At 44.0% G+C, this 8544-nt stretch carries 11 protein-coding genes and 3 pseudogenes; 11 read left to right on the top strand and 3 right to left on the bottom strand.

Going from position 1 to position 8544, the window contains the following annotated elements:
• Positions 1 to 307: transposase (locus BHE85_RS06535; protein WP_032219445.1), on the bottom strand; the 307-nt coding region annotated here is incomplete at its 3' end.
• Positions 308 to 351: 44 nt separating this feature from the next.
• Here BHE85_RS06535 and BHE85_RS06530 point away from each other — a divergent pair.
• The 3 genes and pseudogenes from BHE85_RS06530 to BHE85_RS06520 all read left to right on the top strand — a co-directional run.
• Positions 352 to 552, top strand: a pseudogene (locus BHE85_RS06530) (hypothetical protein); the annotation flags it as partial.
• Positions 553 to 592: 40 nt separating this feature from the next.
• Entirely contained in the window at positions 593 to 1015 is a 423-nt protein-coding gene (locus BHE85_RS06525) for a DUF977 family protein (protein WP_001151218.1), read from the top strand.
• 252 nt (positions 1016 to 1267) lie between these two features.
• Positions 1268 to 2167: an SMEK domain-containing protein gene (locus BHE85_RS06520; protein ID WP_000566847.1), complete on the top strand. Its 900-nt coding sequence runs from the start codon at positions 1268 to 1270 to the stop codon at positions 2165 to 2167.
• Positions 2168 to 2481: 314 nt separating this feature from the next.
• On the opposite strand, the gene BHE85_RS06515 is transcribed toward BHE85_RS06520, so the two are convergent.
• Positions 2482 to 3075, bottom strand: coding sequence for a class I SAM-dependent methyltransferase (locus BHE85_RS06515; RefSeq protein WP_001139852.1), 594 nt, complete (start codon positions 3073 to 3075; stop codon positions 2482 to 2484).
• Positions 3065 to 3844, bottom strand: coding sequence for a hypothetical protein (locus BHE85_RS06510; protein WP_242412319.1), 780 nt, complete (start codon positions 3842 to 3844; stop codon positions 3065 to 3067). The genes BHE85_RS06515 and BHE85_RS06510 overlap by 11 nt, the downstream gene beginning before the upstream one ends.
• A gap of 742 nt (positions 3845 to 4586) precedes the next feature.
• On the opposite strand from BHE85_RS06510, the gene hokD reads away from it, so the two are divergent.
• From hokD to BHE85_RS06460, 8 genes and pseudogenes are all read left to right on the top strand, one after another.
• Positions 4587 to 4742, top strand: a complete 156-nt coding sequence (gene hokD, locus BHE85_RS06495) for a type I toxin-antitoxin system toxin HokD (protein WP_000813254.1) — start codon at positions 4587 to 4589, stop codon at positions 4740 to 4742.
• A 216-nt stretch (positions 4743 to 4958) separates the two neighbouring features.
• A complete protein-coding gene (gene rem / locus BHE85_RS06490) occupies positions 4959 to 5210 on the top strand; it encodes a protein Rem (protein ID WP_000980987.1) in 252 nt (83 codons plus the stop codon).
• A 66-nt stretch (positions 5211 to 5276) separates the two neighbouring features.
• A complete protein-coding gene (locus BHE85_RS06485) occupies positions 5277 to 5555 on the top strand; it encodes a hypothetical protein (protein WP_032340036.1) in 279 nt (92 codons plus the stop codon).
• 1 nt (position 5556) lies between these two features.
• Positions 5557 to 6603 (top strand): DUF968 domain-containing protein, encoded by a 1047-nt coding sequence (locus BHE85_RS06480; RefSeq protein WP_001265118.1) that lies wholly within the window; start codon positions 5557 to 5559, stop codon positions 6601 to 6603.
• A gap of 12 nt (positions 6604 to 6615) precedes the next feature.
• On the top strand, positions 6616 to 6990 hold the full coding sequence (locus tag BHE85_RS06475; RefSeq protein WP_000904106.1) for a RusA family crossover junction endodeoxyribonuclease: 375 nt from the start codon (positions 6616 to 6618) through the stop codon (positions 6988 to 6990).
• Complete coding sequence (locus BHE85_RS06470) at positions 6987 to 7808, top strand: antitermination protein (RefSeq protein WP_000762908.1); 822 nt, start codon at positions 6987 to 6989, stop codon at positions 7806 to 7808. The genes BHE85_RS06475 and BHE85_RS06470 overlap by 4 nt, the downstream gene beginning before the upstream one ends.
• A 226-nt stretch (positions 7809 to 8034) precedes the next feature.
• Positions 8035 to 8269, top strand: a pseudogene (locus BHE85_RS06465) (hypothetical protein); the annotation flags it as partial.
• Positions 8270 to 8381: 112 nt separating this feature from the next.
• Positions 8382 to 8544 (top strand): annotated as a pseudogene (locus tag BHE85_RS06460) (site-specific DNA-methyltransferase); the annotation flags it as partial.

The following is an 8544-nucleotide window of genomic DNA, read 5'->3' as shown; positions in this document are numbered from 1 at the left end:
CGAACTCCGCCTTCGCAAAATAAGCGGAAGCCTGGCGAAGGATATCGTTACTGCGGCGCAGTTCACGATTTTCACGTTCCAGCTCTTTCAGACGCTGACGTTCAGCGGTGGTGAGCCCGCCATCACCGCCTCCGGTATCCCGCTCATGCTGGCGTACCCAGACACGCAGAGTCTCCGGTGTACAGCCAATCTTTGGGGCAATGGAACAAATTGCCGCCCACTGTGAGTCATATTCGCCCTGACTTTCCAGAACCATACGAATCGCCCTCTGACGGACTTCGGGGGAAAAACGAGTATTTTTAGTCATCCTGTTTACCTCTTTCTCAGGGAGTTTAGTCTCCAGGATTCCCGGGGCGGTTCAACAGACAAATTTGTGAAATGTTTGGTCGGGTACAGCGGGATCCGTTCTGGGTAAAAAACATCATGAGCCCGTCAAAGCTCCGCGAAAAATGGGACGAACTGGTCATCCGCCTGGGGCGTTCACCTGTACAGCGTTGTGTTAATCATATTTCTGAACCGGATACAGAAATTCCGCCTGGTTTCAGAGGATAAGTTTTGATTTCAGGTCATGAGGTAATTTTAAGGGGGACTTGTGGCAAAAGTTTTTACACAAGAAGAGCGGGAAAAAATTAAAGGGCAGGTGGTGGAACTCGTGCGCCAGAGCGGTCGTGAGACGTTACGGCAACTGGAAGTCAAGACAGGTGCGACAAGATATCTGATGAGCGTTCTCGCAAGAGAGCTGGTTGCCAGCGGCGATGTATACAACTCTGGTTACGGGTTATTCCCGTCTGAACAGGCGCGTAAGGACTGGCAAAATGCCCGTAAAAAGCTCTCAAGGGCAAAGCTGAAGGAACCATCTGCGGTTGATCCGGACCTTATCTGGTCATTACCTGACGGAGAAATACGTCGCTACGACAGGCGTCAGAACATAATCTGTCGCGAGTGCCGGAAGAGTGAAGTTATGCAGCGCATACTAGCATTCTATCAGGGAAATGCTCGATATTTATTGAAGTGATGAGATTAAAGTTTATTAGTTCAGATATTGATTGGCTCTTTTGTGGAGTAGGGTAGAGTTAGTGTGTTTGTCTGCTTGGTGCCAGCAGCGGATATGTTTAACAACAGAAAGCATTCAGCATGGTTAGTGGATTTGCAAAGTGGATTAGGATTTGAGAAACTTTGATGAAGTTGTAAAGCTTGTTTCTATAAAAATAGAAATTTAACTAATAGTTAAACACACCTCCAGCTTCATTGAAAAGGATTATTAGCTATGATTGATCCACTTATTAGAAACTTACAGAGTGATATTGCACTACTCCAGCTTTATATCGCGCAACGCAAACAGGCAGGCTTTCATGACATGGAAAGAATAATTGAGTCATTGACCATCTTTATGTTTCGCGCGCTGAAAATGGGTGAACTGGTAAACATGAATCAGATTAAAGTTAATTTTCCCGCCATTGATTTAGCTGATAATAAAAACATGATAGCAGTTCAAGTTACTACGAATGCAAGTCCAGCAAAAATTAAAAAAACTATCGAATCTTTTGAGGAAACAAATGAAATAGGAGAGAGTCTGAAAGATAAATACTCTACTTTATATATTTTTGGTTTTTGTAAAGCCTCAAGATACCTAACTCCAAGTTATTGTAAAATAATCGACCCCAGCTATTTCGTGAATGAACTTTGCGATAAAGCAGATGAAGATATGGTCCAGGATATGATTGACGCCATTCGACGCCATCATGATTATACATCATTACATCCATGGAGTGATAAAGATTCACTCGAAATTATACTCAATATTATTAATCGCAATGCAATAAAACATCGGATGAGTTGCGAAGGCAGTCTGTCTGATATGCTCACTGGTTTAAAAGAAATTAATGAAGTAATTACAAAAGGAACAATTCAACGTAAGCAACGTTCAAAATCGATATCTGACTTCAAAGATCAAAGCATGGTGAAATTTATGAGAGGTGTAATGGATGATTTGTCTGTTATTCAAGCCATAGTGAACAAATCTAAAGTTAACCAAGGTGATATGGTTTATATAAGCCATGAAGATATGATTAATATTGATAAATTAAAAGCTAAAATAGCAAGTGATTCATCAGAGATTGCAAGGCTAAATAATATTGATATAACACTAAATGTTGTTGATTTATAATTGTCGATTTAGCAAAACAGAGAATGCTTTGAAAGTTTCACCGAGAAATATTTATTGTGAACCTCCTTATTGTTTATCGACTTTTACTCTCCGCTCATTGCAGTACTGTCGGAGAAGGCTACTATGTACAAGAAGCAGCTAACATAAGCGAGCATCACTATTGATATTAGGAAGAGTATATAAAAACTTCATGCTGAACCTTACAAAAGTAGATAAACCGGCAATGGCCTAAGTGGCAGGGTCATGTTGATCCGGCACTGCCGAGCTAATAATTAACAAGCAAATCACTCTTTCTAATAATTTGTTGAAATAAACTAAATATGTATATGTTTACCAACAACCACATATGAACTACCTGCTTTGCTCCATGATTTTATTATTTCTAAATTATTATCTGAGCATATTTTACTTACAGTATCCACATCTAATAAACCATAGTAGAAAGCATTACGAGAGTTTTGGTATATATACCCATGCAAATGTTTAATACCGCTCTCGTACCTCTTGAAATAAGAACTTTTGTATTGATTGACAATCAGTGCTTCACCATCACTCTTTAATAATTCTCTAATCGCACTGAGGACTTTGTGAATTGTGGATTCACATGGAATTGCGGAAAGCACGTTTGCGCAAAGTATGAAATCATAATGATTTGTTATTTTATCTATATTTTCATAAGAAACAATATTAGCATTCTTATAGTTATTTATCACGTAATCTGGAATCGTGGTTTGTACACCTCTGATAATTTGCACTCTTTCTAGTTGTCTTCTGGAATCTAAAAATGTCACAGTTTCAAATTTATTTACTAATTGTTCTGAATATCTAAGTTTTCCACATCCAAAATCAAGGGCATTGCCATTTTTATTAGTGCTTTCAATCTGTTTACAGAGATAGTTAGATGGCATAGTGTGCGGTTTCGCTGCATTTTCTGAACGTATGTTTATTCCATTTATTTTGTAATTCAAAATCAACCTCGTTTAAAAAAATATTGTTATTGTTAAAGAATTCTTTTATTTTGCTATCAGGTATTTGTCTTACTTGGCTTTCTGTTCTTGGTTTAACTGATGCTATGAAAATAAGGAAGTCAAATGCGACAAGAGAAATAATCCACAACCAAAGATTAATTAAAGAGCCAGTAACAGAGAATATATTTGTTAATTTGGCGATACTTATTATTAAAATAGTAACAAATGCGATTACTGTATGTTCAAAGAAAACCCAAAAGTAATAAACTTTGTTCCAGAAAAGTTCAACGTAATGTTTGTCTTTTAACTCTTTAACTTCTGGGTAATACAGTTTACTCATTACCTTGTGAGATTCATCAGTAGTTAATTTTCTCGTAACGCCTGCAATTTTTGCTAATGGTTTAATAATTAAATGACTATCCCACATCTTCCTTATTCCAATAATTTTTGCTACATTATTATGTAGATCTAAAGCTCCACTAATTACTGACCAAAAAACTGAAGATGCAATTGGTAATATGCCAAAGGTTAATATCCATTTAATAAATTCCTCGTAGTCTTTAACGGGGGGGATATACTTGGCATTAATGCCAACCAATGGCATGTAGCCATAAATGACTAATGATAGGTAAAATATAAATGTAGTAATAAAAGTCGCCTTATGGAGCATAGGCAACATTTCATTATAACTCTTTGGTGGTTCTAACATTTTACTCTCCAAACATTCAAAAAAAAGCTAATCTTCTATAATAACGAAATTCAGCTGGCACAATTAAAGATTAATTGCCACCAATTTCTTGATTTTATAATTTTATCTAAATGTTTTTGATTAATCTAGTCCTAAAAGAAACCTACTGCATAAATATTTATGCTGATGACCCACTCCCTGTTCGTTAACACATAGCAACGTTAGTAATGCATCCTAAGTGATCAATATTTTTGCTAGCTTCATCTGCTCGCTCAAAGGGAACTATAATGTTGGCTTGCGTGTGACTTGGCATGTTTAAAGAAGTGCTGGTGGTGACTGGTTGCTGTTTTCCATTTCCACAGAACAAAATCATAGAAACTATACCCAGTAGTTGTATTGAATCACTGACGAGACAGCCTCATATTTATCAGGACTGGTGTACGTCCAATACAGGAGGTTGTGGTGCTGGTTCTCAAATGTGCGCTGGCTATTGCTGCTGTAATGGCAATTTATTGTCTTGCTGTTGTTCTTATGGATCACCTTTCTGATTGATTTCATATTGGCGAGGTAACGGTAGTTAAGTAGAATTGCTGCGGGTGCTTGAGGCTATCTGCCTCGGGCATCAACACCAAAGGCAGATAGAGAAAAGCCCCAGTTAACATTACGCGTCCGGCAAGACGCTTAACATTAATCTGAGGCCATATCTATGCTCTACACACGTAGGTTAGCCTCTTACGTGCCGAAAGGCAAGGAGAAGCAGGCTATGAAGCAGCAAAAGGCGATGCTAATCGCCCTGATCGTCATCTGTTTAACCGTCATAGTGACGGCACTGGTAACGAGGAAAGACCTCTGCGAGGTACGAATCCGAACCGGCCAGACGGAGGTCGCTGTCTTCACAGCTTACGAACCTGAGGAGTAAGAGACCCGGCGAGGGAGAAATCCCTCGCCACCTCTGATGTGGCAGGCATCCTCAACGCACCCGCACTTAACCCGCTTCGGCGGGTTTTTGTTTTTATTTTCAACGCGTTTGAAGTTCTGGACGGTGCCGGAATAGAATCAAAAATACTTAAGTAGCGCGCAGGGATAAGAGGGATGGTCCCTTAAAGGGGAGAGCTAATTATCCGGAAGGATTCTGATGATGAACATCGAAGAACTGCGTAAAATTTTTTGTGAAGATGGCCTCTATGCTGTGTGCGTTGAAAATGGAAATATTGTTAGTCATTACCGCATTGTGTGTTTGCAAAAAAATGGGGCTGCGTTAATTAATTTTGTGGATGCCCGAGTGACGGACGGATTTATCTTGCGCGACGGTGAGTTTGTCACTTCATTACAGGCATTGAAAGAGATCGGAATAAAAGCTGGCTTTTCTGCTTTTTCAGAAGAATAAACTCATCTACAATCTTGCGCGGGGCTGAACTCCCGCTGAGTAACACCGTGCCACCGGAGAAAACCGATGGCACGCAACGCAAAATATTACAATCATGATAATTCGACCGTTCTTGCCCACACGCACGAGCGGTATTCTCATGCATTTAAGTCAGACTGGTACCAGCATCCCCCATGCACTGAAGAACAGGCCGATTGGCTCATTCAGTGTTACCGCAGGCGCGGATGCGAGGTTAAAAAAGCCCTTAGCCTCGACTACCGTCACTGGATAATCTCCGTCAGGCTCCCTTACTCCGAACGGCCACCGCGTCCGTCCCGCACATTCCAGCAACGTATCTGGAGGTAACGTGCGGGTATTACTTCGACCTGTTCTGGTACCGGAACTCGGGCTGGTGATCGTTAAGCCGGGCCGTGAATCCATGCCGGTATTCCACAATACCCGGGTACTGGTGGAGCCGGAACCGAAAAGCATGCGTAATCTGTCGTCCGGGGTCGTTCCTGCCGTTCGCCAGCCGCTGGCGGAGGATAAATCATTACTGCCATTTTTCAGCGACGAACGAGTGATTCGTGCTGCTGGTGGCGCTGGCGCATTGTCTGACTGGTTACTGCGCCATGTTAAATCCTGCCAGTGGCCACACGGCGATTATCACCACAGTGAAACCGTCATTCACCGTTATGGTACCGGCGCAATGGTGTTGTGCTGGCACTGCGACAACCAGCTGCGCGACCAGACCTCCGAATCACTCGGGCAACTTGCTCACCAAAACCTGTCTGCATGGATGATTGACGTCATACTCCATGCAATGAATGGCTCGCAGGAACGGGAATTATCGCTGGCTGAATTATCCTGGTGGGCGGTCCGCAATCAGGTGGCGGACGCGCTACCGGAAGCGGTATTACGTCGTTCGCTGGGGTTGCGTGCGGAAAAAATCCGCTCAATGTACCGTGAAAGCGACATCGTACCGGGAGAGCAGACCGCCACCAGCATACTGAAGCAGCGCACAAAAAATCTTGCGCCGCTGTCTCACGCCCACCAGCAAAACCCGCCACAGGAAGAGACGGTGGTCAGCATTGCCGTTGATCCTGAGTCTCCGGAATCTTTCATGAAACGACCTAAACGTCGCCGCTGGGTTAACGAGAAATACACACGCTGGGTGAAGACACAGCCGTGTGCGTGTTGTGGTAAGCCAGCCGACGATCCCCATCACCTGATTGGTCATGGTCAGGGCGGAATGGGGACAAAATCTCACGATATTTTCACGCTACCGCTGTGTCGGGAGCATCACAACGAGCTTCATGCGGATCCTCTGGCGTTCGAAGAAAAGCATGGTTCTCAGGTTGATTTAATTTTTCGTTTTCTTGATCACGCCTTTGCAACTGGCGTGCTTGGGTAAAAGAGGTGACTGATGCTCATAGATTTGGTTTTACCTTACCCGCCGACGGTGAACACTTACTGGCGACGCCGTGGCAGCACATATTTTATCTCGGAGGAGGGAAAGCGTTATCGCCGGGCTGTGGCGCTTATTGTTCGCCAGCAGCGGCTGAAATTAAGCCTGTCCGGAAGGCTGGCGATAAAGGTGATTGCAGAGCCACCGGATAAGCGTCGTCGCGACCTGGACAATATTCTGAAAGCACCACTGGATGCGCTGACGCATGCCGGACTTCTCATAGACGACGAGCAGTTTGATGAAATCAATATTGTGCGCGGTCAGCGCGTTCCTGGGGGGCGGCTGGGCGTGAAGATTTACCCCATAATGCTTGAAGGGCAGGTCAAAAAATGAAACTGGAAGATTTACCGAAATACTACTCCCCAAAATCCCCCGGCCTGACTGATGCATCGGCCTCAACGTCGAAAGATGCGCTGAGTATCACTGATGTGATGGCCGCGCAGGGCATGACACAGAATCGGGCTGAGATGGGGTTTTCTGCGTTCCTTGGGAAAATGGGCATTAGTATGAATGACAGAGAGCGGGCAACAGAATTGCTGACAGAATATGCACTCAGTCGGTGTGATCGCGTGGCGGCGTTAAGAAAACTCCCGGCAGAAATAAAACCGGCAGTGATGCGTATTATGGCTTCGTATGCGTTTGAAGATTATGCCCGTAGCGCGGCGAGCAAAAAACAGTGCTCCTGCTGTCACGGAAAAAAATTTATTGAAAGCGAGGTTTTTACAAACAAGATCCAGTATCCGGATGGTAAGCCGCCGGTATGGGCAAAGTGTACGAAAGGTGTGTATCCGTCTTACTGGGAAGAATGGAAAAAAGTCAGGGAGGTGGTAAAAGTTGCCTGTCCGGAGTGTGGCGGAAAGGGTGAGGTTTCCACCGCCTGTAAGGATTGCCGTGGGCGTGGTGTCGCCATTCATCGTGAAGAGTCGGTAAAACGTGGTATGCCTGTTATCAGAGACTGCCAGCGTTGTGGTGGTCGTGGCTGTGAAAGACTACCATCAACGGAGGCATTTAATGCCATATGCAAAGTGACGAGTGCTATCACGCTTGATACGTGGAAAAAATCAGTGAAACGCTTTTACGATACGTTGGTGGTTCGGTTTGACATTGAAGAGGCATGGGCGGAGCGGCAGTTAAAGAGGGTAACGCGATAGTGTTGTTGATTTTTCCCGAATCTGTGGTAAATTTGCTCTAACGATGGGCGTTTTATGCCTGACGTTAGAAGATTTTTTACACCCCGCCGCCTGGCGGGTTTTTTATGACTGAAATCGCGTCAGTATAGTAAACGCGCTGGTGGCGGTGAATACCTGTCTTTCAGCTTGCTGGCTTTTTCGACAAGAGTTATTGGTGTGTCACGTTAACCGGAAAAGGGAAAAAGACATGCTAAAACAGCAGGATATGACAGAAACCGCCAGAGTGGTGTTTAATGAATTAAGCGTTACCGAACCGGCGACAGTCGGGGAGATAGCGCAGAATACTTACCTTTCACGCGAACGCTGCCAGTTAATACTGACCCAGCTGGTTATGGCGGATCTGGCAGACTATCAGTTCGGTTGTTACAGACGCCTTCCGCAGTGAAGGCTTTTTTATTTGTGGTAAATGGGCGCTGGTGGGTGTTAGGGGCACCCACCAGCCATCTGCTCATGCGTTGGGTTCACAAGCAAACCTCAGGCCCACTGCTTTGCGCAAAAGCAGAATGAGCCTATCAGAGACAGGCTTAATGATCCATGCTTAATACTGTAAAAATATCCAGTTGTGAGTTAATCAACGCCGACTGCCTGGAATTTATCCGGTCGTTACCCGAAAATTCTGTTGACCTGATAGTCACGGACCCGCCGTACTTTAAAGTGAAGCCTGAGGGCTGGGATAACCAGTGGAAGGGCGACGATG

Source organism: Shigella sp. FC1567, from assembly GCF_001743015.1.
GTDB classification, from domain to species: domain Bacteria; phylum Pseudomonadota; class Gammaproteobacteria; order Enterobacterales; family Enterobacteriaceae; genus Escherichia; species Escherichia coli.
This window is presented reverse-complemented; position numbering and strand designations above follow the sequence as displayed.

Excerpts from the sequence above, each read along its gene's own strand:
- BHE85_RS06520 (WP_000566847.1), top strand. The coding sequence starts at position 1,268 with ATGATTGATCCACTTATTAGAAACTTACAGAGTGATATTGCACTACTC.
- BHE85_RS06515 (WP_001139852.1), bottom strand. The coding sequence starts at position 3,075 with ATGCCATCTAACTATCTCTGTAAACAGATTGAAAGCACTAATAAAAAT.
- BHE85_RS06510 (WP_242412319.1), bottom strand. The coding sequence starts at position 3,844 with ATGTTAGAACCACCAAAGAGTTATAATGAAATGTTGCCTATGCTCCAT.
- hokD (WP_000813254.1), top strand. The coding sequence starts at position 4,587 with ATGAAGCAGCAAAAGGCGATGCTAATCGCCCTGATCGTCATCTGTTTA.
- rem (WP_000980987.1), top strand. The coding sequence starts at position 4,959 with ATGATGAACATCGAAGAACTGCGTAAAATTTTTTGTGAAGATGGCCTC.
- BHE85_RS06485 (WP_032340036.1), top strand. The coding sequence starts at position 5,277 with ATGGCACGCAACGCAAAATATTACAATCATGATAATTCGACCGTTCTT.
- BHE85_RS06475 (WP_000904106.1), top strand. The coding sequence starts at position 6,616 with ATGCTCATAGATTTGGTTTTACCTTACCCGCCGACGGTGAACACTTAC.
- BHE85_RS06470 (WP_000762908.1), top strand. The coding sequence starts at position 6,987 with ATGAAACTGGAAGATTTACCGAAATACTACTCCCCAAAATCCCCCGGC.